Annotated in this window: 20 protein-coding genes; 10 read left to right on the forward strand and 10 right to left on the reverse strand. The window is 69.7% G+C overall.

The annotated features are described in order from the left end of the window. Nucleotides 1–60: 60 nt before the first annotated feature. The 3 genes from PO78_RS05320 to PO78_RS05330 all read left to right on the forward strand — a co-directional run bounded on the left by PO78_RS05320 (nt 61) and on the right by PO78_RS05330 (nt 2,817). Nucleotides 61–963 (forward strand): LysR substrate-binding domain-containing protein, encoded by a 903-nt coding sequence (locus PO78_RS05320; protein ID WP_043742554.1) that lies wholly within the window; start codon nt 61–63, stop codon nt 961–963. An 83-nt stretch (nt 964–1,046) separates the two neighbouring features. Beyond that, nucleotides 1,047–1,946: an LOG family protein gene (locus PO78_RS05325; protein WP_043742556.1), complete on the forward strand. Its 900-nt coding sequence runs from the start codon at nt 1,047–1,049 to the stop codon at nt 1,944–1,946. A gap of 85 nt (nt 1,947–2,031) precedes the next feature. Further along, on the forward strand, nt 2,032–2,817 hold the full coding sequence (locus PO78_RS05330) for an IclR family transcriptional regulator (RefSeq protein WP_052484364.1): 786 nt from the start codon (nt 2,032–2,034) through the stop codon (nt 2,815–2,817). Between the two features lie 15 nt (nt 2,818–2,832). Here PO78_RS05330 and PO78_RS05335 read toward each other — a convergent pair whose 3' ends face one another. The 4 genes from PO78_RS05335 to PO78_RS05350 all read right to left on the reverse strand — a co-directional run bounded on the left by PO78_RS05335 (nt 2,833) and on the right by PO78_RS05350 (nt 7,148). Beyond that, nucleotides 2,833–4,227 carry an FAD-binding oxidoreductase gene (locus PO78_RS05335; RefSeq protein ID WP_043742559.1) on the reverse strand — a complete coding sequence of 465 codons (1,395 nt, stop codon included), beginning with the start codon at nt 4,225–4,227 and terminating at the stop codon, nt 2,833–2,835. Between the two features lie 28 nt (nt 4,228–4,255). Further along, nucleotides 4,256–5,536, reverse strand: a complete 1,281-nt coding sequence (locus PO78_RS05340) for a TRAP transporter large permease (protein ID WP_043742560.1) — start codon at nt 5,534–5,536, stop codon at nt 4,256–4,258. Continuing rightward, nucleotides 5,533–6,018 carry a TRAP transporter small permease gene (locus tag PO78_RS05345; RefSeq protein ID WP_004318962.1) on the reverse strand — a complete coding sequence of 162 codons (486 nt, stop codon included), beginning with the start codon at nt 6,016–6,018 and terminating at the stop codon, nt 5,533–5,535. Before PO78_RS05345 ends, PO78_RS05340 begins: the two co-directional genes overlap by 4 nt. Nucleotides 6,019–6,107: 89 nt before the next feature. Then, nucleotides 6,108–7,148: a TRAP transporter substrate-binding protein gene (locus tag PO78_RS05350; RefSeq protein ID WP_043742564.1), complete on the reverse strand. Its 1,041-nt coding sequence runs from the start codon at nt 7,146–7,148 to the stop codon at nt 6,108–6,110. A 306-nt stretch (nt 7,149–7,454) separates the two neighbouring features. On the opposite strand from PO78_RS05350, the gene PO78_RS05355 reads away from it, so the two are divergent. Continuing rightward, a complete protein-coding gene (locus PO78_RS05355) occupies nt 7,455–8,084 on the forward strand; it encodes an esterase/lipase family protein (RefSeq protein ID WP_231570627.1) in 630 nt (209 codons plus the stop codon). A gap of 153 nt (nt 8,085–8,237) precedes the next feature. On the opposite strand, the gene PO78_RS05360 is transcribed toward PO78_RS05355, so the two are convergent. Then, nucleotides 8,238–8,873 carry a hypothetical protein gene (locus PO78_RS05360; protein ID WP_052484365.1) on the reverse strand — a complete coding sequence of 212 codons (636 nt, stop codon included), beginning with the start codon at nt 8,871–8,873 and terminating at the stop codon, nt 8,238–8,240. 98 nt (nt 8,874–8,971) lie between these two features. Between PO78_RS05360 and PO78_RS05365 the strand changes: the two genes are divergently transcribed. Next, the gene (locus tag PO78_RS05365; protein WP_043742566.1) at nt 8,972–11,209 is read left to right on the forward strand and encodes an ATP-dependent helicase; all 2,238 of its coding nucleotides are present in this window, start codon (nt 8,972–8,974) and stop codon (nt 11,207–11,209) included. A gap of 146 nt (nt 11,210–11,355) precedes the next feature. Then, nucleotides 11,356–13,347, forward strand: a complete 1,992-nt coding sequence (locus PO78_RS05370) for an acyl CoA:acetate/3-ketoacid CoA transferase (RefSeq protein ID WP_043742569.1) — start codon at nt 11,356–11,358, stop codon at nt 13,345–13,347. Nucleotides 13,348–13,404: 57 nt separating this feature from the next. Here the strand turns inward: PO78_RS05370 and PO78_RS05375 are convergent, their stop codons facing one another. The 3 genes from PO78_RS05375 to cysK form a co-directional block, all read right to left on the reverse strand. Continuing rightward, nucleotides 13,405–14,451: a patatin-like phospholipase family protein gene (locus PO78_RS05375; protein ID WP_012584503.1), complete on the reverse strand. Its 1,047-nt coding sequence runs from the start codon at nt 14,449–14,451 to the stop codon at nt 13,405–13,407. A gap of 179 nt (nt 14,452–14,630) precedes the next feature. Further along, nucleotides 14,631–15,011, reverse strand: coding sequence for a DUF488 domain-containing protein (locus PO78_RS05380; protein WP_004313065.1), 381 nt, complete (start codon nt 15,009–15,011; stop codon nt 14,631–14,633). A 7-nt stretch (nt 15,012–15,018) separates the two neighbouring features. Continuing rightward, nucleotides 15,019–15,996: a cysteine synthase A gene (gene cysK, locus PO78_RS05385; protein ID WP_004313067.1), complete on the reverse strand. Its 978-nt coding sequence runs from the start codon at nt 15,994–15,996 to the stop codon at nt 15,019–15,021. 173 nt (nt 15,997–16,169) lie between these two features. On the opposite strand from cysK, the gene PO78_RS05390 reads away from it, so the two are divergent. From PO78_RS05390 to PO78_RS05405, 4 genes are all read left to right on the forward strand, one after another. After that, nucleotides 16,170–18,656, forward strand: coding sequence for a patatin-like protein (locus PO78_RS05390; protein ID WP_043742573.1), 2,487 nt, complete (start codon nt 16,170–16,172; stop codon nt 18,654–18,656). Nucleotides 18,657–18,725: 69 nt separating this feature from the next. Further along, nucleotides 18,726–19,997, forward strand: coding sequence for an Eco57I restriction-modification methylase domain-containing protein (locus PO78_RS05395; RefSeq protein ID WP_004313071.1), 1,272 nt, complete (start codon nt 18,726–18,728; stop codon nt 19,995–19,997). A 226-nt stretch (nt 19,998–20,223) separates the two neighbouring features. Next, complete coding sequence (locus PO78_RS05400; RefSeq protein ID WP_004313076.1) at nt 20,224–20,532, forward strand: DUF485 domain-containing protein; 309 nt, start codon at nt 20,224–20,226, stop codon at nt 20,530–20,532. Beyond that, nucleotides 20,529–22,247, forward strand: a complete 1,719-nt coding sequence (locus tag PO78_RS05405) for a cation acetate symporter (RefSeq protein ID WP_004313077.1) — start codon at nt 20,529–20,531, stop codon at nt 22,245–22,247. The genes PO78_RS05400 and PO78_RS05405 overlap by 4 nt, the downstream gene beginning before the upstream one ends. Before the next feature lie 75 nt (nt 22,248–22,322). On the opposite strand, the gene PO78_RS05410 is transcribed toward PO78_RS05405, so the two are convergent. Together PO78_RS05410 and PO78_RS05415 are read right to left on the reverse strand one after the other, a co-directional pair. After that, entirely contained in the window at nt 22,323–23,765 is a 1,443-nt protein-coding gene (locus PO78_RS05410; protein ID WP_004313078.1) for a sensor histidine kinase, read from the reverse strand. Further along, the gene (locus PO78_RS05415; RefSeq protein ID WP_004313080.1) at nt 23,743–24,420 is read right to left on the reverse strand and encodes a response regulator; all 678 of its coding nucleotides are present in this window, start codon (nt 24,418–24,420) and stop codon (nt 23,743–23,745) included. Before PO78_RS05415 ends, PO78_RS05410 begins: the two co-directional genes overlap by 23 nt. Nucleotides 24,421–24,439: the final 19 nt, after the last annotated feature.

Consider the following 24,439-nt stretch of genomic DNA (forward strand, 5'->3'; position numbering starts at 1 on the left):
GGTGTCGATCGATACCGTCCAATTCCATATTTGGCTTTAATTGATACTCAAGGCGTATCGATGACGATCGAGCTTCGCCAGTTGCGCTACTTCGTGGCGCTGGCCGACACGCTGCATTTCGGCCGTGCCGCCACCCAACTGCACATCACCCAGCCGCCGCTCAGCCGGCAGATCGCCGCGCTCGAGGACACGCTCGGTGTCGCGCTGTTTGTGCGCAGCTCGCGCCAGGTCGAGCTGACCGCGGCCGGGCGGCATTTTCACGAGCACGCGGTGCGCGTCCTCGCTGCGCTCGATGGCGCGGTGCGCAGCACCCAGGCCACCGCGCGCGGCGAGCGCGGCGTGCTGCGCGTGGGCTTCACCATGAGCGCGGCGTGGAACGTGCTGCCGGCGCTGATCCGGCGCTATGGCGACGCCTTCCCCGCCGCCGAGATCCAGTTGAGCGAGGTGGTGCCGCGCGAACTCGACGAGGCCCTGCTCTCCGGCCGCGCCGATGTCGGCATCGCCTTTCCGTGGCAGCGCCCCGACGGGCTGGAGTACCTGAGGGTGCATGCGGAGCCGTTGTGGGCGGTGCTCCCGGCAGGCCATCGCTTGGCCGCAAGCGCGGTGGTGGCGGTGGGCGAGCTGGCCGACGAACCCTTCATCACCTTTCCCGCCGCCACCGCGCCGGCGCTGCACGCGCTGGTGGCCGGGTGCTGCCGCGAGCATGGTTTCGAGCCGCGTATCCGCCTCGAGACTCACCTCCAGCAGACCATCGTCAACCTGGTGGCGGAGGGCCTCGGCGTGTCGCTGGTGCCGCGCTCGATGAGCCGGATGCAACTGCCGGGCGCGGTGTTCCGGCCGATCTCGTCGCCGCGCGTGATCGAGCAGGGCGTGATCTGGGCCGCGAACAATGCCAATCCCTGCCTGGCGCGCTTCCTCGACTGCGCGCGCGCCTTCGGCGAGGAAGTGGCGGGCGGGGATTGATCGTGCGCCCGGCGCGGCGGGGGCTCGCGTCCTGTCACGCACGGATGCGATGATGCGGGTCCCCGAACCGGATGGATTTTCCGATGAGCAAGAACACCCCCCTGCGCGCCCGCAACTTCCCCTCCGCCGAAGACGAGGCCAAGGCCGCCCAGCCCCACGGCCGCTATGACGGCCCCGGCAGTTCCTTCCGCATGGCCTTCACCGACACCGACTTCCTGCTGCGCGAGGAGTTGCGCCCGGTGCGCCTGCAGCTCGAACTGCTCAAGGCCGAGCTGGTGCAGCAGGAACAGGGGGTGGAATCGACCGTGGTCGTGTTCGGCAGCGCGCGCTTCAAGGCGCCGGAGGTGGCCGCGCAGATGGTGGACGACGCGGTGGCGAGCGGCGACGAGGCCGCGATCCGGCGCGCGCAGCAGATGGTGAAGAACGCGCGCTGGTACGACGAGGCGCGCCGCTTCGGCGAATTGGTGACGCGCGAGGCGGACGCGCTCGGCGAGCCGGTGATCGTCGCCACCGGCGGCGGGCCGGGGATCATGGAAGCGGGCAACCGCGGCGCCTTCGACGCCGGCGGGCGCAGCATGGGGATGAGCATCTTCCTGCCCTTCGAGGAGGCGCCCAACCCCTACATCACGCCCGAGCTGTGCTTCCAGTTCCACTACTTCGCGATCCGCAAGATGCACTTCCTGATGCGCGCGGTGGCGCTGGTGAGCTTCCCGGGCGGGCTGGGCACGCTGGATGAGCTGTTCGAGGTGCTGACGCTGACCCAGACGCGCAAGATCCGCCGCCGCCCGATCGTGCTCATCGGGCGCGACTTCTGGCAGCGCCTGATCGACTTCGACGTGTTGGTCGAGCACGGCGTGATCAGCCCGGAGGACAAGAACCTGTTCCACTACGCCGAGACCGCCGAGGAGGCCTGGGACGCGATCAAGGCCGCCTACAGCGGCGACAATCCGGCGCTGACGGCACGGCAGCTCAAGGGCAACTGAGGGGCAACTGAGAAAGGGCAAACGAGCGCGGGCGCCGGCGAGGCGCCGCGCGAAGCTTCAGCCCATCGAACCGAGACGCCGCCGCATGAACGACATCAAGCCCCGCGCCACCAGCCCCGACGCCCCCAAGAAGGGCCAGACCATGTTGCGTGGACTCGACATCCTCGAGGCGATCGCAAGCGGCGCCCGTACCGTCGCCGAGATCGCCACGGTCACCGGCCTCAGTCTCAGCACCACGCATCGCCTGGCGTCGTCGCTCGCCGAGCGCAATTACCTCAGGTTCGAGCCGCGCAAGGGTTACGCCCTCGGGCAGAAGTTCATGGAGCTGGGCTTCATCGCCTATCGCGAGGCCGACATCCGCAAGCTCGCGCGGCCCCACATGGAGGAACTCGCCAGCCGGACGCACGACACCATCCACCTTGCCGCGCTGGTGCACGACGAAGTCACCTACCTCGACAAGATCCCCGGCCGGCGCGCGGTGGAGATCAGCTCCAGCATCGGCGCGCGCAAGCCGGTGTGTTCGACCGGGGTCGGCAAGGCCCTGATCCTCGACCGCAGCGAGGACTTCTGGCGGCATTGTTTCCGCAAGGATTTCGCCCACGTGGTCGCGCCCTACACCCAGGATGAATGGCTGGCCACGATGCGCAGCTACGTCGGCCTCGATTGCGCCGAGGACGTCGGCGAGAACGACACCTCGGTGCGCTGCGTCGCCGCGCCGATCAGGGACGGCAGCATGCGCATCATTGCCGCGGTCAGCGTGTCGTCGGCACGTCAGTACATGGACCCCCAGCGCATGCAATCGCTCGCCAGCGAGGTCCGCAACACGGCGCGCGCCATCAGCGCGGAACTCGGGGCCCGCGCTGAAGGCTGAGCGGCGCGCCTGCGCTCACAGCATCTTGCCCGGATTGAGGATGTTCTTCGGATCCAGGGATTGCTTCAGCGTGCGCATCAGCGCGAGTTCGGACTCGCTGCGCGAGTAGTGCAGCCAGTCGCGCTTGAGCGTGCCGATGCCGTGCTCGGCCGAGATCGAGCCGCCGTAGCTGCGCACCACCGAATACACCGCGTCCTCGATGCGCATCTGGCTGTCGTGGTCGCTCGGCACCTTGCACACCACCACATGCAGGTTGCCGTCGCCGACGTGGCCGAAGAACAGCGCCTTGAGCGCCGGCCAGTCGCGGTCGAGCTCGGCGCGGATGCGCGCTGCGCACTCGCCGATCTGCGCGATCGGCACCGAGACGTCGAAGTTGAGCGTCGGCGCATAGTCGCGCAGCACTTCGGCGACGCCATCGCGGATCGCCCAGAAGGCTTCGGCCTCGGCCACCGACTGCGCCACCGCGCCGTCGAGGATCCAGCCCGCCTCGATGGCCTGTTCCAGCATCGCCTCGAAGCGCCCGGCGTCGGTCTCCGGCTGGCCGCAGTGCATGTCGATCAGCACGTACACCGGATAGTTCGTGTCGAGCGGCGCGCGCAGCTTGCCGGCAGCGACCGCGGTGACCAGGTAGTCGTTCCACATGATCTCGAAGGCGCTGACCTGTCCGGACAGGCTCTGCTGCGCATGGCGCAGGAAGCGCAGCGCGGCGGGGTAGTCGTGCAGCGCGACCACCGCGGTGCTCACGCCCTTGGGCAGCGGCTGCAGCTTGAACACCACCCTGGTGACGATGCCGAGCACGCCCTCGCTGCCGATGAAGAGATGCTTGAGGTCCATGCCGGCGTTGTTCTTGACCATCTGGTTGAGCATGCTCAACACCGTGCCGTCGGCGAGCACCACCTCGAGCCCGAGCACCAGGTCGCGGGTGTTGCCGTAGCGGATCACCCGGTTGCCGCCCGCGTTGGTCGACACGTTGCCGCCCACCTGGCAGGAGCCGCGCGCGCCGAGGTCGACCGCGAGCAGCGCGCCGGCGTCGCGGCAGGCTTCCTGCACCGTCTGCAGGATCGCCCCGGCCTCGACGATGACGGTGCCCGAATCGATGTCGATGCGCTCGATGCGGTTCATGCGCTCGAGCGACACCACCACCTCGCCGCCGGCCGGCACCGCGCCGCCACACAGGCCGGTGAGGCCGCCCTGCGGCACCACCGCCTGGCCGTGGGCGTGGCAGATCGCCAGCATGCGCGACAGTTCGTCGGTGCTGCGCGGGCGCAGGATCGCCAGCGGCTGGCCGCCGGCGCAGCCGCTCCAGTCCTGCAGGTACTTCGGACTGGCATCGCCGGGGAGCACGTCGGCGCCGAAAACGGCGGTCAGGGCTTCCAGCGCGGCAGCGGAAGAGGCATTCAGTGCGGTCATCGGCTCGGCTCTCTCGACAGCGTTGCGATCACTTCATCAGGTTGGGCAGCCACAGGGTGATCTGCGGCACGTAGGTCAATACCAGCAGCACCACGATCATCGACAGCAGGAAGGGCGTCGCGCCACGAATGACGCCTTCCAGTTGGGCGTTGCCGACCCGCGAGCCGACGAACAGGTTGATGCCCATCGGCGGGGTGACCATCCCGATCGCCAGGTTGACGATCATCAGGATGCCGAAATGCACCGGATCGACGCCCACCTTCAGCACCACCGGGAGCAGGATCGGGGTCAGGATGATGATCGCCGCCAGCGTCTCCATGAAGCAGCCGACCACCAGGAACAGCACGTTGATCAGCAGCAGGATCATGATCGGATCGCTGGTCAGGGCCACGATCTCGTTGGCCAGCTTGACCGGGATGCCTTCGATCGCCAGCACGCGGCCGAACACCGTCGCCGTGCCGACGATCACCATCACCGTCGCGGAGGTCAGGGCGGAGTGTGCCAGCACTTTGTAGACCTCGGCGAGCTTGAGGTCCTTGTAGACGAAAACGCCGACGAAGAAGCCGTAGGCCACCGCCACCGCCGCGGCTTCGGTCGGGGTGAAGATGCCGCCGTAGATGCCGCCGAGGATGATCACCGGCACCAGCAGCGCCCACTTGGCGTCCCACAGGATGCGGAAGATCTCGGCGCCGGTGTAGCTGCGCTCGATGCCGTGGTAACCGGCCTTGCGCGCGATGAACCAGCTCATCAGCATCAGCACCACGCCGATCAGCACACCCGGGACGACCCCCGCGAGGAAGAGGCTGGACACCGAGGCGCCGGAGGAGGTCGCGTAGATCACCATCGGGATGCTGGGCGGAATCACCACGCCGATGCAGCCTGCGGACGCGACCAGGCCGACCGAGAAGTTGCGGTCGTAGCCGCGCTTGAGCATGGCCGGGAACAGGATGCCGCCGATCGCCGCCACCGTCGCCGGGCCCGAGCCCGAGATCGCGGCGAAGAACATGCAGGTGGCCACGGCGACCAGGCCGAGGCCGCCGGTGTAACGGCCGAACAGGATCTCGCCGACTTCGAGCAGGCGGCGCGAGATGCCGCCGTGGCCCATGAGGTCGCCGGCGAGGATGAAGAAGGGCACCGCCATCAGCGGGAAGGAGTCGATCGAGGTCACCAGGCTCTGCGCCAGATAGCTGCTGTCGACCACGCCGCCGTAGCCGAGCGCCGCCATCGCCGCGATGCCGAGCGAGATGCCGATCGGCACGCCCACGATCATCAGCAGGGCGAACAGCCCGAACAGGATCAGGGAGATCATGCTGCCACCCCCAAGGTGCGCAGGCGCTTGAATCCCGCGACGATGTTTTGAACGAGGCGGATGAACACGAGCGCGAAACCGACCGTCGGCGCCAGGTAGATCACCCCCATCGGCATGCCGAGCGCCGCCGACGATTGGCCGAACTTGAAGATCTTCATGCTCAGCACGAAGCCTTCCTTGACCACCAGCGCAGCGAACAGCAGGAACACCACCTGGGCCACGATGTAGGTGATCTCCCTGATGCGGGCGGGCAGGTAGCCGGTCACCGCCTCCACGCAGATGTGGGCATTCTTCTTCACGCCGTAGGCCACCCCGAGGTAGGTCGCCCACACGAAGATATAGCGGGCCAGTTCTTCGGACCAGGTCAGGGATTCCTGGACGACGTAGCGCATGAAGATCTGCACGACGATGAGGACGGTCATCGCTGCCATCAGCAGGACGATCAGTGCCTCCTCGAAGTGATCATCGAGTTTCTTGAGCATGGGGTCTCTCGGGGTCGCGGGCCGCGCCGGACGAACGCCGGGGCCGAAAGGACGGCGCCCCGGCTGCGTGCGGCCGGGGCGTCGCAGGCTTAGTTGGTGGCCTGCAGCACCTTTTTGACGATTTCCTCGCCGGCCTTCTTCTTCACCAGGTCGTACACCGGCCCCATCTTGGCGCGGAAGGCTTCCTTCTCGGCGTCGCTCAATTCGGTGAAGGTGATGCCGGTCATCTGCGCTTCGGCCTCGGCGTCGCTCTTCTGCGCGAGGTCGCGCTGGTACGCCTTGGCGGCTTCGAAGGCTTCGGCCATGGCCTGCTTGTCGGCCTCGCTCAGACCGTCGTAGAGCGGCTTGCTCATCAGGATGACGAAGGGCGAGTAGAGGTGGCCGGTCTTGGTGATGAACTTCTGCACCTCGAAGAACTTCATGTCGCGGAACAGGTTGATCGGGGTTTCCTGGGCATCGAAGGTGCCCTGCTGCAGCGCGGTGAACAGCTCGCCGAAGGCCAGCGGCGCCGGGTTGGCACCCAGCTCCTTCCAGGCGGCGAGGTGGACCTCGTTCTCCATCGTGCGCATCTTGATGCCCTTCAGGTCATCCGGCGTCTTCACCGCCACCTTGCTGTTGCTGAGCTGGCGGAAACCGTTCTCCCAGAAGCCGAGGCCCTGGATGTTGATGTCCTGGAGGCTCTTCAGCAGGTACTGGCCGGGTTCGCCGTCGAGCACCTTGTAGACGGTGGGACGATCCTTGAACACGAAGGGCAGGTCGAGGGCGAAGAACTCCTTCTTGAAGCCGCCCAGCGGGGCCGAGGACACGAAGGTCATGCCGACGCTGCCCAGTTGCACCGCTTCGATCAGCTCGCGTTCGCTGCCGAGCTGCGAGTTGGGGTAGATCTCCAGGCTGATGCGGCCGCCCGTCTTTTCGCCCAGCAGGCGGTTGAACTCGACCAGCCCCTTGTGGCCGGTGTTGGACTCCGTGGCGGCGTGGCCGACCGTGATCACCAGCTTCTGGTTCGTCGCTGTGGTCGCGGGTTGCGTGCCTTTCTGTTCGCCCGAGCATCCGGCGAGTGCGAAAGCGGCGAGGGCGAGGCCTGTCGCGAGGATGCGGCGGCGGAGGGGGGTTGCGAGCTGGTTGGACATGGAGTGTAGTTCCTTCATTGGGTACCGACAGGCTGCCTGCGGCTCTCGAGGACTCGCATTTGTCCGGTACGCGGCTGGGTGGAATCCAAACTGGATAATCGATTAAAGCGATGAATGCTGGGGTTTGAGGAAAGCCATGTCAATATGTGAATATAAATCTCAAATATTGAGATTTTTCCGGTGTGTCGAGCTGCAGGATTTGCATGAAGTGCGCGCAAGGAGAGGGATACCCCCTTTCCTGCAGGGTGCCCCTGCCTGTCTTGTGCGTGGAACGCGGGGGCGCTTGTGGTAGCCGGCGCGGAGTCCGTGATCCTCTTCGTCCACGGCCTGTGGATGCACGGCGTGGTGTTTTCCGCGCACCGTCGCGAGCTGCGCCGCATGGGGCGCGAGAGCCGGGTGTTCTCATGGCATTCGCTGCTCGGCTCGCTCGACGGCGCAGCAGATGATCTTGCGGCGCACATCGCCGCGCTCGGCCGCCGGCCGCTGCATCTGGTCGGGCACAGCCTGGGCGGCTGTGTCGTGCTGAACATGCTCGCCCGCCATCATCCGGAAGGCATCGGCCGCGTGGTCCTGCTCGGTTCGCCGTGCTGCGGGTCCCATGCGGGCGAGCGCATCCTGCGCGTCCCGCTCCTGCGCGGCGCGCTCGGCCGCGTGCTGCCGCAGTGGCTGGCGCGGCCGCTGCCCGAGGTGCCGCCCGGCTACGAGATCGGCGTGGTCGCCGGCAACCGCCCGGTCGGCATGGGGCGCATCGTGCCCGGCATGGAGAAGCCCAACGACGGCATGGTGACGGTGGCCGAGACGCGCTGGCCGGGCGCGCGCGACCACACCGTGCTGCCGGTCACCCACATGCAGATGCTGTGGTCGCGCGCCTGCCTGATCCAGACCCTGCACTTCCTCGACACCGGGCGCTTCCTGCGCGGGGGCGTGCGCGGCTGATCGCGCGCAGCGCGCCCCCGGTCGGGGGCGGGGGCTCAGATCGCGTCGCGGATCCGCCGCAGGCGATCTCCCAGGCGTGGCCGCCGTCGCGGTCATGAGGGGTCTGCGCTGGACCTTCGGATTGCGGGCCTGCCGCGCCCGGCTCGATTCAGCCTAGTCCGGCAGCGGGGGGCTGCCAGCCGGATCGTGCGGTCGCAGCTCGCGGGTGTCGATGTGGAGGACGTGGCCGCGGTGGCGGCTTACCTCCTCGACCATATGCGCGGTGCCCCCGGCGCCGTCGCCGCGGCGCCCGTCCCACAGGCACAGCAGCCAGACGCGTTCGCCGCCGCAGGCGAGCGCGGTGTCGAGCAGCCAGCGGTTGCAGCGCTCGAAGGGGTTGTCGGCCGCGGCCGCGGGGGCGGGCGGCATGGCGTGCGGCGGGCTGGCGAGGCGGGCGGCCACCGCGCGGTAGCGCGCCACCCACTGCTCGCCCGCGCTCACCGGGCGTACCGAGCGCGCGATGAACTCGTCCTCGCCGAAGGGCTGCAGGAAGAGCAGCGGCAGCGCGCGCGCCTGCGCCGCCTCGGCGAAGAGCAGGTCGCCGCCCGCCGCGCCCTGGGTGAGGCCGAGGTCGAGCGGGCCGGCCTCCAGGCGATCGAGCGCTTCGGCGATGCGCGCCGCCGCCGCGGGCGCGAGTGCGGGCGGGAAGCGCGGTTCGGCACGGCCGGGCGCATCGATCATGTGGCCGCTGAAGAGGATCACGCGGCGTGGCTGCAGGCTGCTCGGCAGAAGTGGTTCGGGGGCGGGCATCGCGGATCTCCGGTGGTCGGTCGGTGCTGTGCACATTCTGGAGCGATCGCCTCTGCCGCGGCTATCTGCGCGCGCCGAGGCTGAATATACTTACAGCCATGTCGCCCCCTATCGAGACCCTTCCCGGGCCGAACTTCGAGCCTCGCTCCAAGACCTCCTCCCCGCGGCCGCCGGCCGCCGATCCGCTCGCGGCGCTCGACCCCGCCCAGCGCGCCGCGGTCGGGCACGGCATCGGCGCCGATGGCCGCATCGACGCCGGGCCGCTGCTGGTGATCGCCGGCGCCGGCTCGGGCAAGACCGGCACGCTCGCGCACCGCGTGGCGCGCCTCGTGGCGGCCGGGGCCGATCCCGCGCGCATCCTGCTGCTGACCTTCTCGCGCCGCGCCGCGGACGAGATGGGCCGGCGCGTGCGTCGCATCCTCGCGCAGGCCGCCGCCGACCGTCCCGGCCTGGCGCGCGCCGAGCTGCAGTGGGCGGGCACCTTCCACGCCATCGGCGCGCGCCTGCTGCGCGACCACGCCGGCCGCATCGGGCTCGACCCCGGCTTCAGCATCCACGACCGCGAGGACTCCGCCGACCTGATGAACCTGGTGCGCCACGAGCTCGGGCTGTCGGCGACGAAGCAGCGCTTCCCGCAGAAGGGCACCTGCCTGGCGATCTATTCGGCGGTGGTCAACACGCGCGCCGCGCTCGCCGAGGTGCTGCAGGCGAGCTTCCCGTGGTGCGCGCAGTGGGAGGACGAGCTCAAGCGCCTGTTCCGCGCCTACGTCGAGGCCAAGCAGGCGCAGCAGGTGCTCGACTACGACGACCTGCTGCTGTACTGGGCGCAGATGGTGGGCGAGGCGGAGCTCGGTGCCGAAATCGGCGGCCTCTTCGACCACGTGCTGGTCGACGAATACCAGGACACCAACGCGCTGCAGGCGGCGATCCTGCTCGCGATGAAGCCGGACGGCCGCGGCCTGACCGTGGTCGGCGACGACGCGCAGTCGATCTACGCCTTCCGCGGCGCCACGGTGCGCAACATCCTCGACTTCCCGGCGGCCTTCGCGCCGCCGGCGCGGGTGGTGACGCTGGAGCGCAACTACCGCTCCACCCAGCCCATCCTCGACGCCGCCAACGCGGTGATCGCGCTCGCCGCCGAGCGCTTCGCCAAGAACCTGTGGAGCGAGCGCGCCTCGGCGCAGCGCCCGCGCCTGGTGACGGTGAAGGACGAGGCGGCGCAGGCGGACTTCGTGGTCGACAGCGTGCTGGCGCGCCGCGAGGAAGGGCTGAAGCTCAAGCAGCAGGCGGTGCTGTTCCGCGCCTCGGCGCACAGCGCACGCCTGGAACTGGAGCTGACCCGGCGCAACATCCCCTTCGTGAAGTACGGCGGGCTCAGGTTCCTCGAGGCCGCCCACGTCAAGGACGTGCTCGCGCTCCTGCGCTGGGCGGAGAACCCGCGCGACCGCATCGCCGGCTTCCGTGCCATCCAGCTGCTCGCCGGCATCGGCCCCAGGACCGCCGGGCGCGTGCTCGACAACGTCTGCAGCGCGCCGCCGGGCTGCGTGCTGCTCGCCGAGCAGCCGGTGCCGGAGGCGGCGCGCCCGGGGTGGCTGGAGTTCGCCACGCTGGTCGACCGGCTTTCCGGGCGGGAGGAGGCCTCGACCGCCGCATTCGCGCCTGGCGGCGCTCCTGCACGAACCACCGCGCCTGTCCGTGCGGAGGGTCTTGCGGGCGGGGCGAGGGGCGGCCTGCCGTGGCCGACCGACTTCGAGCTCGCCTGCCGTTGGTACGAGGCGCAGATGCCGCGCCTGTACGACGATTTCCAGGTGCGCGTGCTCGACATCCAGCAGCTCGCGCGCATCGCCGCCACCAGCCCGAGCCGGCAGCGCTTTCTCACCGAACTCACGCTCGATCCGCCCAGCGCCACCAGCGCCGAGGCCGGCATGCCGCTGCTCGACGAGGACTACCTGATCCTGTCGACCATCCACTCGGCCAAGGGCCAGGAGTGGAACGCGGTGAGCGTGCTCAACGTGGTCGACGGCTGCATCCCTTCGGACGTCGCCACGCGCGACAGCGCCGAGATCGAGGAAGAGCGCCGCCTGCTCTATGTGGCGATGACGCGCGCGAAGGACGCCCTCGACCTGATCGTGCCGCAGCGCTTCCACGTCACCCAGCAGACGGGCCTGGGCGATCGCCATGTCTATGCCGGGCGCAGCCGCTTCATCCCCAACCGTCTGCTCGGGCACTTCGAGCAGATGAGCTGGCCGTTGCCTGCGCCCGAACTCCAGGGCTCGCCGGCCTCGCGCCAGGCGGCGATCGACCTCGCCGCGAAGATGCGCGACATGTGGCGATGACTGCGCGGTCGCGACCGCGGAGGGCTCGTGCCCTGGCGCTCGATCGCTCCGGATAGGGTAGTCTTTTCGTTCGTCGCGCTGGTGGTGGTGATCACCCGCCGAACACGGTCCGGCCGCTTCCCGGCGCGGCGCGAGGGAGATCCGCCATGGCAAGAAAAACGCATCCGATGGTGGCGTCGCTGCGCGCCGCCGACACCGGCAAGATCGTTTCGGCGCGCGAGGCGGTGCGCCTGATCCGCAGCGGCGACACGGTCGCCACCGGCGGCTTCGTCGGCATCGGCTTTGCCGAGAGCGTCGCGATCGCGCTCGAAAAACGCTTCCTCGAGGCGGAGGGCGGCCCGGGCAGCCCGCGCGACCTGACCCTGGTGTATGCGGCCGGGCAGGGCGACGGCAAGGCGCGCGGCCTCAACCACCTCGGCCACGAGGGCCTGGTGGCGCGCGTGATCGGCGGCCACTGGGGGCTGGTGCCGCGCCTGCAGGCGCTTGCGGTCGATAACCGCATCGAGGCCTGGAACCTGCCGCAGGGGGTGATCACGCACCTGTTCCGCGACATCGCCGCCGGCAAGCCGGGCACGCTGACCCGGGTCGGGCTGGGCACCTTCGTCGATCCGCGCTTCGGCGGTGGCAAGCTCAACGCGCGCACCACCGAGGATCTTGTGCGGCTGATGCCGATCGACGGCGAGGACTACCTGTTCTACAAGGCCTTTCCGATCCACGTCGGCATCATCCGCGGCACCACTGCCGACCCCGACGGCAACGTCACCATGGAGAAGGAGGCGCTGACCCTGGAGGCGCGCGCGATCGCCATGGCCGCGCGCAACTCCGGCGGTATCGTCATCGTGCAGGTCGAGCGCATCGCCGAGCGCGGCTCGCTCAATCCGCGCCAGGTGCAGGTGCCGGGCGTGCTGGTCGACTGCGTGGTGGTGGCGGATCGTCCCGAGCACCACATGCAGACCTACAGCGAGCAGTACAACCCGGCCTTCTCCGGCGAGATCCGCGTGCCGATGTCGGCGATCTGCGCGATGCCGATGAGCGCGCGCAAGATCATCGCCCGCCGGGCCGCGATGGAGCTGCAGTCGGCTGCGGTGGTGAACCTCGGCATCGGCATGCCGGAGGGGGTCGCGACCGTGGCCGCGGAGGAGAAGCTCATCGACCTGCTCACGCTCACCGCCGAGCCGGGCGTGGTCGGCGGCATTCCCGCCGGCGGGCTGAGCTTCGGCGCGGCGGTGAACACCCAGGCCATCATCGACCAGCCCAGCCAGTTCGACTTCTACGACGGCGGCGGGCTGGACATCGCCTTCCTCGGCCTCGCCCAGGCCGACCGCGAGGGCAACCTCAACGTGTCGAAGTTCGGCCCGCGGCTCGCGGGCGCGGGCGGCTTCATCAACATCTCGCAGAATGCCAAGAAGGTCGTCTTCGTCGGCACCTTCAGCGCGGGCGGGCTGGAGGTGGCGGTGGAGGATGGATGCCTGCGCATCGTCCGCGAGGGCGAGACGAGGAAGTTCGTCGACGCGGTCGAGCATCGCACCTTCAGCGGGACGCAGGCGGCGAAGTGGCGGCAGGACGTGCTCTACGTCACCGAGCGCTGCGTGTTCCGGCTGTGCGAGGACGGACTCGAGCTCATCGAGATCGCGCCGGGGATCGATCTGCAGCGCGACATCCTCGCTCGCATGGACTTCGTACCGGTGATGAAGGGCCCGCCCGTGCAGATGGACGCGCGCATCTTCGCCGACGCGCCGATGGGCTTGCGCCACGACCTGCTCGACGTTCCGCTCGGGCGTCGGCTGGCCTACGACGCGCAGCAGGACGTGTTCTTCGTCGACTTCGAGGGGCTGTCGGTGCGCACCCCGCAGGACATCGCCGCGATTCGCGACGCGGTGCGCGCCGCGCTCGCTCCACTCGGGCGCAAGGTGGATGCGGTGGTCAACTACGACCGCTTCTCGATCGTGCCGGAACTGGTGGACGACTACGTCGAGATGGTGAAGGGACTGATGGATGCCCATTACCACACCGTGACCCGCTACACCGCCAACGGCTTCCTGCGCATGAAGCTCGGCGAGGAGCTCGAGAAGCGGCGCATCCCCGCGCACTTCTACGCGAGTGCGAGCGAAGCCTGGCACGGGCTGGAAACCCCGTAGCGGGGCGCTGCGCCGCCGCGCTGCGCCCGCACGGGGCCGGTGTCGGGCATGCAGGCCTCACAGGAACAGGGCGCCGACATCGATCGTCTCGCGCCGGCCGACCTCGTGGGCATGCGCCTGCAGCCAGGTTTCGGCGCGTGCGCGGCCGAGTTCGCGCAGCCGGAGCAGGGCGCTGGCGGTGGCATCGAGCTTGCTCGCGCTGCCGGCGTCGCCGAGCTCGGGGGCATCGATCAGGTGGAAGCGCTCGCGCAGCAGCTTGCGCTCGAGGCGGCCGATCGGCGACCAGCGCGGACGCTCGGCGATGAACTGGCGGGCGTGGGCGATCATGCGCATCTCGCGCAGGAAGGTGGTGGAGAAGCCGAGCTCCATGCTGCGCGCCGCGATGTCTTCGGCGCTGCGGGGGGCCTGCTCGTGCTGCAGAGGGTTCAGCAGCACCATCAGCAGGTCCGGCGTGTCGCATTCGTAGAGCAGCGGGTAGATCGCCGGGTTGGCGGTGAAACCGCCGTCCCAGTAGTGCTCGCCGTCGATCTCCACCGCGTGATGCAGCGTGGGCAGGCAGGCCGAGGCCAGCAAGGCGGCTTCGCCGAGCTCGGCGGTGCGGAAGAGCCTGACCTTGCCGGTGCGCACCGCGGTGGCGGCGATGAAGAGCTTGAGCGGGCACGCGCGGCGGATGCGCTCGAAGTCGAACTGCGCGCGCACCACGTCGCGCAACGGATTGAGCTCGAAGGGGTTGAGCTGATAGGGCGAGAACACGCGGGCGAGCCCGAGCATCATGTTCATCGGCGAGGGGAGGCTGCCGTCACCCGAGGGGCTGAGGCTTTGCAGCAGCTCGAGGTGGAAGGGAACGCTGTCGCCGACGGCCGTCCAGAAGCGGTCGAGCGCGGCGCGCGCGCCCTCCGCCCCGCCCGTGGTCCAGCCCTCGGCGAGCGCCACGGCATTCATCGCGCCGGCGCTGGTGCCGCTGATGCCTTCGATCGGCACTCCCGCCTCGAGCAGGCGGTCGAGCACGCCCCAGGTGTACGCGCCATGCGCGCCACCGCCCTGCAGCGCGAGCGCGACGGGGGTGGAGGCATCCTTCCTGGTTGGCCACGGCAAGCGAAACATCGAAACCCCCTTCGGGTCCGGGCGGACGGCAGGGGAGTCCCTTGGCGCCTGTCCGGCAAGCTGCAGGTCTGCATTGTGCACTGCACAATGCAGATTATCACGCAGTCCGGATTACAGCCGTGCGTACCGGTAACAGGATGCGCGGGCGCGGGCGTCGTGCGCGCCGGCCCGCCGCCGGGTCAGGCATTGCCGGGTCGGGAAGCGGCTCCGCACGCCAGCCACAGGCGCAGCGCCTCGGCGTTGTTGTGCGTGGTGTCGCGCGCGGCGTGGAGCAGGGTGAGGACCGGATGCGCGGCGATCAGGCCGTGCAACTCGGCGAGTGCCGCGGCGGCCGCGGGGGCGCGCAGCTCGTCGGCGTAGCGGCGGCGGAATTCGTCCCAGCGCGCCGGGTCGTGGGCGAACCACTTGCGCAGCTCGCTCGAGGGCGCGAGCTCGCGCAGCCAGTGCTCGATCCGTGCGTTCTCGCGCGCGAGTCCGCGCGGCCACAGGCGATCGACCAGCACCCGGCAGCCGTCCCCGGCTGCGGGTGGGTCGTACGCGCGGCGCACGCGGATCGTCATGGTCTGGTCAGATCGCCATGCCCTTCTCGTCGAACAGGCCCTCGAATAGGATCGAGCTCAGGTAGCGCTCGCCCGAGTCGGGCAGGATCACCACGATGGTCTTGCCGGCGTTCTCGGGCTGCTTCGCGACGCGCGCCGCGGCGGCCACCGCCGCGCCGCAGGAGATGCCGGCGAGGATGCCCTCCTCGCGCGCCAGGCGGCGGGCGTAGAGCACCGCGTCTTCGTTGCTCACCTGCTCGACCGCGTCGATCAGCGAGAGGTCGAGCACTTTCGGCACGAAGCCCGCGCCCAGGCCCTGGATCTTGTGCGGCGCAGGGGTCAGCGGCTGGCCGGCGAGGGTCTGGCTGATCACCGGGCTGGCGGCGGGCTCGACCGCGATCGAGCGGATGTCCTTGCCGCGCACGCGCTTGATGTAGCGCGAGATGCCGGTGATGGTGCCGCCGGTGCCCACGCCCGACACCAGGATGTCGATGCCGCCGTCGGTGTCGTTCCAGATCTCCGGGCCGGTGGTGGTCTCGTGGATCGCCGGGTTGGCGGGGTTCTCGAACTGCTGCAGCAGCACGTAGCGGCCGGGGTCGCTGTCGACGATCTCCTTGGCCTTGGCGATGGCGCCGTTCATGCCCTTGGGGCCTTCGGTCAGCACCAGTCTGGCGCCATAGGCGACGAGCAGCTTGCGGCGCTCCACGCTCATGGTCTCGGGCATGGTCAGGGTCAGCGGGATGCCGCGCGCGGCGCACACGAAGGCGAGCGCGATGCCGGTGTTGCCGCTGGTGGGCTCGACGATCTCCTGGCCGGGGCCGAGGCGGCCGTGGGCGATCGCGTCCTTGACCATCGCCGCGCCGATGCGGCACTTGACCGAGTAGGCCGGGTTGCGGCCCTCGATCTTCGCCAGCACGGTGGCCTGCGCGCCGTCGAGCACGCGGTTCAGGCGCACGAGCGGGGTGCGGCCGATGGATTCTGCATTGTCGGGGTACCAGGTGGACATCGGTTCTCTTCTCCTCGTTGGGGGTGCTCCGGAAGTATAGGCAAAGCGCGCCGCACGGTCGCGCCGGATCGTCGCGCGTGGTGGCGGACGGCGCTTGACGGCGGCGCACGCAGGTGCAAGCTTCAATCCCTTGCGCGAGGTCCGGCACGCGGTCTGGCACGTGGGAGGGGGCGATGAAGGAAAAGGAACTGCGGCTCGCACTGGTGCTGTTCGGCGGCGTTTCGCTCGCGGTGTACCAGCACGGCATCAACCGCGAACTGCTCAACCTCGCGCGCGCCTCGCGCGCCTACCATCGCGTCGAAGGGCCCGCCGCCAAGCAGGCGCCCGGCCATGTGTATCCGGCGGGCGCGGGCGCCGACGCGTGGACCGCCGAGGTGTATTTCGACCTGCTCAAGCGCCTCGGGCGCGTGGTGGACCTGCGCGTGCTGGTCGACGTGATCTCGGGCGCGTCGGCGGGGGCCATCAACGGCATCGCGCTCGCGCGCGCGCTCGCGCACGATCTCAGCCTGGCGCCGGTGACGCGGCTGTGGCTGGAGCGCGCTGACATGCAGCGCCTGATCGCACCGGAGGCGCGCGCCGGGAAGTGGGACAAGTGGTACTTCCGCCCGCTGCTGCGGCCGCTGCTGGCGTGGGCCCGGCGCGAGGGAATGCTCGAGACCCAGCCCGACCCCGAGACGCTCGAGCGCGCGCTCGCCTTCGTGCGTTCGCGCTGGTTCAGCGCGCCGCTCGACGGGGCCTTGCTGAGCGCGGAGCTGCTCGACGGCCTGCTCGCGATGGAGACGGGTTCGGTGGCCGCCGGCTCGCTGCTGCCCTCGGGTACCTGCCTGTCGCTGGCGGTCACGGTGACCGACTTCCGCGGCATCGAGCGCGCGCTGTTCACCCACGACCCGCCGCTGCTGCGCGAGCGCGAGCATCGCCACCTGCTGCGCTTCGCCTGCGAGCATCGCAGGACCGGCGAGCTCGACAGCGACTTCGGTCTCGACAACGCGCCCTCGCTCGCCTTCGCGGCGCGCGCCTCGGCGTCCTATCCGGGCGCCTTCCCGCCCGCCCGGCTGGCCGAGATGGACGCCCTGCTGGCCGCGCGCGGGCTGACGTGGAGTACGCGCGAGCGCTTCCTGGCGCGCAACTTCGCGCACTACCGCGCGAGCGGCATGAACCCCGCCGAAGTGGTGTTGCTCGACGGCAGCGTGCTCGACAACAAGCCCATCCTCGCCGCGGTCGGCTACATCCGGGTCCATCGCGCCTTCCGCGAGGTGGACCGGCGGCTGATCTTCATCGATCCGCATGCCGAGGCGCGCGTCGGCCAGGGCGCCGGCAGCGATGGCGGGGAGGGCGAGCCGGGCTGGTTCGAGGTCCTGCGCAGTGCCCTGTCCGACCTGCCGCGCCACCAGCCGATCCACCAGGAGCTTGCCGAGATCAGCCGCTACAACCGCCAGATCCGCCGCCTCAAGGCGACCATCGTGCAGAGCCGGCCCGAGGTCGAGGCGCTCGTCGAGCGCGCCACCGGTGGTGCCCTGTCGGGGCCCTTCACGGCCGTCGAGTTGCGCCACTGGCGGTTGACCTCGACCAACATGCTGGGGGCGATGCCGCTGGTGTACGACCCGTGGTGGCGTGCGCTGGTGCTGGAAGCGCTCGATTTCCTCGCCGGCCTGCTCGGCAGCCTGTGCGGCTGCGCACGCGAATCGCCGGGCGCGCGCTGGCTGCAGCAGGTGGTGGAGGCGTGGGCGGCGCACGCCGGGATCCTGCGCGAGCACTACCGCATCGCGGACGATGTGGGCGAGGATGCCGACATGCCCGCGTTCGCGCGCGTCGTGATCCGTTTCGGCATCGAGTACAAGCGCCGCCGCATCAACTTCGTGCTGCACGAGCTCAACACCCTCTACCACGCCCTGCCGGGCGAGGGCCGCTGCACCACCGCCCCGGGCGTGCTCGACGTGGTGAAGACGCGCATCCACGAGTGCCTCGACGCATTGGCGATCTACGACGACTGCGCCTTCGTCGATGCACCCGCCGCCGCTGCGGTGCGTGCCCTGCTGCAGCCGGCGACCGTCGCCGCCGCTGCGCAGCCCGAGGCGGAGGCGGTGGCGTTCGCGATGCGCAACGCGGTCGCGCTCGACGCCTTGATCGAGCGCATCGGCGACGCCTGCCGGATCGGCGAGGCCAACGCGAACATGGACGCGGTGCTGGTCTCCGACGCGGTGCGGGCGATCGAGCCGCACTGCCGCCGCCAGTTGTTGACCGCCTATCTCGGCTACTTCTACTGGGACGTGATCCTGCGCCCCGCGCTGGGGGCACTCGCGCTCGGCAGCGGGCCGCTGGAGGAGGTGCTGATCGATCGCATCAGCCCACAGGATGCGACCGCGCTCGCCTCCGTGACGGAGGGGCGCCCGGCGCTCGCGGGCACCGCGTTCGCGGGCTTCGGCGGCTTCCTCAGCGCGGCCGCGCGCGAGAACGATTACCTGTGGGGGCGCCTGCATGCGGCCGAGCGGTTGGTCGGCATCGTCGCCAGCGCCGTCGGCGGACCCGGTGCACCCGACGCGTCGGAGCTGCGCGTGTTTCGCAAGCGTGCCTTCGAGGCCATTCTCGACGAGGAGGCGAGCCGGCTGCGCGCCGTGCCCGGGCTGATCGCCCGCCTGCGCGTCGCGATCGCCGCGCTCTGAGGGCAGCGCTCCGCGCAGCGCCGTGAATCCGGGCCCTCGCCGCGCGCGCGCTTGGTAAGATCGCGCCCCATGTCCTCTCCGATCGCCGCCTCTTCCTCCCTGCCCGCCCAGCTTCCCCTGGGCCTGCGCGACGTCGCCGCGCTCGGCCAGGTGTTCACCCCCGAGCCGGTGGTGCGCGCCATGGTCGCCCTGCGTCGCAACGCGGGCCGCGTGCTCGAGCCCTCGTGCGGCGACGGCGCCTTCCTGCGCCATCTGCCCGGCGCGGTCGGTCTCGAGCTCGATCCCGACCATTGTCCGCCCGGCGCGCAGGCGATCGACTTCTTCGCCTACCCCGAGCGCGAGCGCTTCGACACCATCATCGGCAACCCGCCCTACGTGCGCATCCAGGACATCGCCGAGAGCACGCGGGCGCTGATCGAGCGCGGCGCCTACGGGGACCTCCTCGATGGCCGCGCCAACCTCTACCTCTTCTTCATCGCCAAGTGCCTGCGCCACCTGCGCCCGGGCGGCGAGCTGATCTTCATCACCCCGCGCGACTTCCTCAAGGCCACCTCGGCGGTGAAGCTCAACCGCCTGCTGGTCGAGTCCGGCTCGATCACCGACGCGATCGAGCTCGGCGACGCGCGCGTGTTCGACGACGCGGTGCCGAACTGCCTGATCTGGCGCTTCGAGAAGGGGCGCAGCGCGCGCGCGATGCGCTACTGCGCGCTCGGCGTCGGTGACGACCTCGCCGCCGGGCTGGCGGCGCCGGCCTGGGAGGAGCGCCACTTGGTCGAGGCCGGCGGCCACCTGATGTTCGCGCGCGGCGACTACCCGCTGCGCCTGGCCGACGTGGCCTTCGTCAAGGTCGGCGCGGTGTCGGGCGCGGACGAGCTGTTCACCGACGCGGTAAATGGCAACCGCGACTTCGTGTGCTCGTCGACGGTCAGCACCGGGCAGACCCGGCGCATGATCTGGAGCGAGCCGGGCGATCCGCCGCCGGCGCTGCTGGCGCCGCACAAGGCGCGCCTGCTGCAGCGCAAGGTCACCCGCTTCGACGAGTCGAACTGGTGGATGTGGGGCCGCCTGCACCACCGCAGCGCGCAGCCGCGGGTGTATGTGAACGGCAAGACGCGGGTGCCGAAGCCCTTCTTCGTCCATCCCTGCACCGACTACGACGGCGCCGTGCTGGCAATCTTCCCGCGCCGCGCCGACGTGGACATCGAGGCCTTCCGCGACGCCCTCAACGCGGTGGACTGGGAGGACCTCGGCTTCGTCTGCGACGGCCGCTTCCTGTTCACCCAGCGCAGCCTGGAGCACGCGCCGCTCCCAGCGGACTTCGAGGCCTTCCTGCCCGCCTGAGTCGGGTGCGCCCCGAGCTTGCTCATCCCCGCGGCCCCGGTGGCCGCCGTGGTCCTGTCCATCCGGATGGAATTGGAGGAGAATGTGCAAGCTTCACGCAAGGATCTGTTAAGTATCTGTTGGAAAAGAAATTTTTATGCGCTCGTAAGCGGAGTGTAAGTCTCCGCCCCTAAGGTGCGCACAACCGGGCAGGCGTCCGGTCCTTTCACCGCAGAAGGAGGGAGATATGGAAAACGATATGGCGACCAAAATCGCCGCAAACCCCAAGTACCAGAAACTGGTACGCACGCGCTCCAGCTTCGGCTGGATCCTCACCGCGATCATGATGTTCGTGTACTACGGCTACATCGCGCTCATCGCCTTCAACAAGGAATCGCTCGCCGCCCGCCTGGGCGAGGGCGTGATGACGGTCGGCATTCCCGTCGGCTTCGGCGTCATCGTGTTCACCATCCTGATCACCGGCTTCTACGTGCGCCGCGCGAACTCCGAGTTCGATCAGCTCACCCGTGAAATCGTCGAGGAGGCGGGCAAATGATCGGTACCAACGCGAAACTCGCGGGCGGCCTCGTGCTCGCCCTGCTGTCCTCGGTGGCGCTTGCCGCGGGCGGCGATCTCGGCCAGGCCGAGAAGCAGGCCACCAACTGGACGGCGATCCTGATGTTCGCCGCCTTCGTGGCGGGTACCCTGTACATCACCAAGTGGGCGGCGGCCAAGACCAAGTCGGCGGCCGACTTCTACACCGGCGGTGGCGGCATCACCGGCTTCCAGAACGGCCTCGCGATCGCCGGCGACTACATGTCGGCGGCGTCCTTCCTCGGGATCTCCGCGGCGGTGATGGCGAGCGGCTATGACGGCCTGATCTACTCGATCGGCTTCCTGGTCGGCTGGCCGGTGATCACCTTCCTGATGGCGGAGCGCCTGCGCAACCTGGGCAAGTTCACCTTCGCCGACGTGGCGGCCTACCGCTTCCAGCAGACCCCGATCCGCGCCTTCGCGGCCTCGGGCACCCTGGTCGTGGTGGCCTTCTACCTGATCGCGCAGATGGTCGGCGCCGGCCAGCTCATCAAGCTGCTGTTCGGCCTCGAGTACTGGATGGCGGTGGTCATCGTCGGCGCGCTGATGATGATCTACGTGCTGTTCGGCGGCATGACGGCGACCACCTGGGTGCAGATCATCAAGGCCTGCCTGCTGCTTGCCGGCGCAAGCTTCATGGCCTTCATGGTGCTGCTGAACTACGGCTTCTCGCCCGAGGCGCTGTTCGCCGATGCGGTCCGCGTCAAGACCGAAGTGTCGGCTGCCACCGGGAAGACCGCTCTGGAAGCTTCCACCGTCGGCCAGGCGATCATGGGACCGGGCTCCTTCATCAAGGATCCGATCTCCGCGATCTCCTTCGGCATGGCGCTGATGTTCGGCACCGCCGGCCTGCCGCACATCCTGATGCGCTTCTTCACCGTGCCGGATGCCAAGGAAGCCCGCAAGTCGGTGTTCTGGGCGACCACCTGGATCGGTTACTTCTACGTCCTCACCTTCATCATCGGCTTCGGCGCGATCGTGCTGGTGTCCACCAATCCGACCTTCCTCGATGCCAAGGGCGGCCTGATCGGCGGCAGCAACATGGCGGCGATCCACCTCGCCAACGCGGTCGGCGGCAACGTCTTCCTCGGCTTCATCTCCGCGGTGGCGTTCGCGACCATCCTCGCGGTGGTGGCCGGCCTGACCCTGTCGGGTGCCTCGGCGGTGTCGCACGACTTGTACGCCACGGTGTTCAAGAAGGGCAAGGCCGACTCGGCTTCCGAGCTCAAGGTCTCGCGCATCACCACCCTGGTGCTGGGTGCGATCGCTGTCGTGCTGGGGATCGCGTTCGAGAAGCAGAACATCGCCTTCATGGTGTCGCTGGCCTTCGCGATCGCAGCCTCGGCCAACTTCCCGGTGCTGTTCATGTCGGTGCTGTGGAAGGATTGCACGACCCGCGGCGCGACGATCGGCGGCTTCCTCGGCCTGATCACCGCGGTGGTGCTGACCGTCGTGTCGCCGTCGGTGTGGGAAGTCACGCTCGGCAACCCGAAGGGTTCGGCGCTGTTCCCCTACGCTTCGCCGGCGCTGTTCTCGATGGCCGCGGGCTTCATCGGCATCTGGCTGTTCTCGATCCTCGACAACAGCGCGCGTGCCAAGGAAGACCGTGCCGGCTACATGGCGCAGAAGGTGCGCTCGGAGACCGGTATCGGCGCGGCGTCGGCCTCGGCGCACTAAGCAGCAAGCGCTCCGCCGGCATCCGCGAGGGTGCCGGCGGGCAGCACGCAAGACCGCGGGGCGGTGGGCGAAGGCTCACCGCCCCGCGGTTTTTCCGTGATGGCCGTCGATCGGCAGCGTTACGCGCACGCGGGTCCCGCGCCCGTCCGGGCCGTCGTCGATCGCGATGCTGCCGCCGTGGCCACGCACGATCTCGCGCGCGATCGACAGACCCAGGCCGCTGCCGCTGGCGCGGGTGCCGGCGTGGCGGTAGAAGCGCTCGAAGACCTGTTCGCGCACTTCGCGGGGGATGCCCGGACCGTCGTCGTCGACCTCGATGCACACCTGGCCCTCTTCGCGCGCGCAGCGCAGCGAGACCTTGCCGCCTTCGTCGCAGTACTTGAGGGCGTTGTCCATCAGGTTGGCGATCAGCTCCTGCAGAAGGGTGGGGTCGCCGACCATGCGCACCGCCTCGCGCTCGACGCCGAGATCGATCGCGCGGGCGTCGGCACGCTCGATCCAGTCCTCGACCAGGGGGTCGATCAGCGCGGTCAGCTCCACTTCCGACGCATCCGCGACCAGGCGGCCGCCTGCTTCTGCGCGGGCGAGCGCGAGCAACTGGTTGGCGAGCCGGATCACCCGCGCCACCGAGACGCGCAGGCGGTGCCGCGCGGCCTCGTCGAGCGGGCGCGACTCGAGCAGCTCGAGCTGCATCTGCAGGCCGGCGAGCGGGGTGCGCAGCTGGTGTGCGGCATCCTGCAGGAACTCGCGCTGGCGGGCGCTGGCATTGCGCTGGCGCTCGAGCAGGCCGTTGAGTGCGCGCACCACCTCGCGCACCTCGTCGGGAACGGCCTTGGGGTCGATCGGCGACAGGTCGGCGCCCGCGCGCCGGCGCAGCGACTCCTCCAGGCGCTCGAGCGGGGCGAGACCGCTCGGAATGCCCAGTCCGGCGGCGATGCCGGCGGCGAGCAGGAGCAGGGCGCCGGCGGAGACGAAGCCGAGGAGCAGTCGGTCCATCGCCGCCTCGCGCTTGACCAGGGTCTCGGCGACGGTGACGTAGTAGCCGCCCGCGGGTGTTTCGCGATACAGGCGCAAGGCGCGGATCGGCTCGCCCGCATGGACGAGATCGCGGAACAGCGGTCGCGTGGAGGGCGCGCGCGGCGGTTGCGGTGTCTCGCGGCCGACCGGGGAGTAGGGCACCGGCAAAGCGGATGCCGCATCGCTGTCGTCGAGCAGCGGCAGGGCCGCGTCGCCGCCGAGCAGGCGCCCGCCCAGGTCGCGTACGCGGAAGTAGATGCGGTCCTGGGTGTCGCTGCGCAGCACCGCCTCGACTTCGGACGACAGCCTCAGGTTGAGCCCGTCCGCTTCGGGGTGCACATGGGTGGCGATCGCGTGGGCGAGGTTGAGCAGGTTGTGGTCGTAGGCATCGCCGACCATGCCCTTGGCCGTGCCGTAGGCCACCGCGCCGGCGATCGCCAGCAGCAGGCCGGTGGGTGCGGCGAGGCTGCTGAGGAGCTTACGCCGGAGGCTGGTCTGCACCGTCGCGCTGCTCCTTGCTGCGTTCGAGGCGGTAGCCGAAGCCGCGTACGGTGCGGATCAGCAACCCTGCCGCCTCCACGCGCGGGCGCAGGCGCGAGATGCACACCTCGAGCGCGTTGCCGCTGCCGTCGCCTTGCAGGTTCTCGCGCGTCACCGTGCGCCCGTCGGCGCGCACCAGCGCCTCCAGCACCTCCCACTCGCGCCCGCTGAGCGTCATCGGCGCGCCGTCGAGCTCGGCGAGGCGGCCGTCGAGGTCGAGGGCCAGCGCCCCGAAGGCCAGCCTCGCCCCGGCGCCACCCCCGCGCCGCTGCACCGCGCGCATGCGCGCACTGAGCTCGGCGAGCTCGAAGGGCTTCACCAGGTAGTCGTCGGCGCCGAGGTCGAGCCCGTAGATGCGGTCGTCGAGCGCGTCGCGCGCGGTGATCACGATCACCGGCATGCGCTGGCCGCGCTTGCGGATGCGACGCACCAGCTCGTAGCCGCCGAGCCCGGGCAGGCCGACGTCGAGCAGGACGAAGTCGTAGCCGTTGTTCTGCAGCAGGCGGTCTGCACGCATGCCGTCGCCTTCCACCTCGACCTCGTCGCCCTGGCCGCGCAGGAATTCCGCGATGCCCTCCGCGAGCGCGGGGTCGTCCTCGACCAGCAAAAGTCTCATCTGTGCTTCTCCATGCCGC

Source organism: Thauera sp. SWB20 (assembly GCF_000831325.1).
In the GTDB taxonomy this organism is placed as follows: domain Bacteria; phylum Pseudomonadota; class Gammaproteobacteria; order Burkholderiales; family Rhodocyclaceae; genus Thauera; species Thauera aminoaromatica.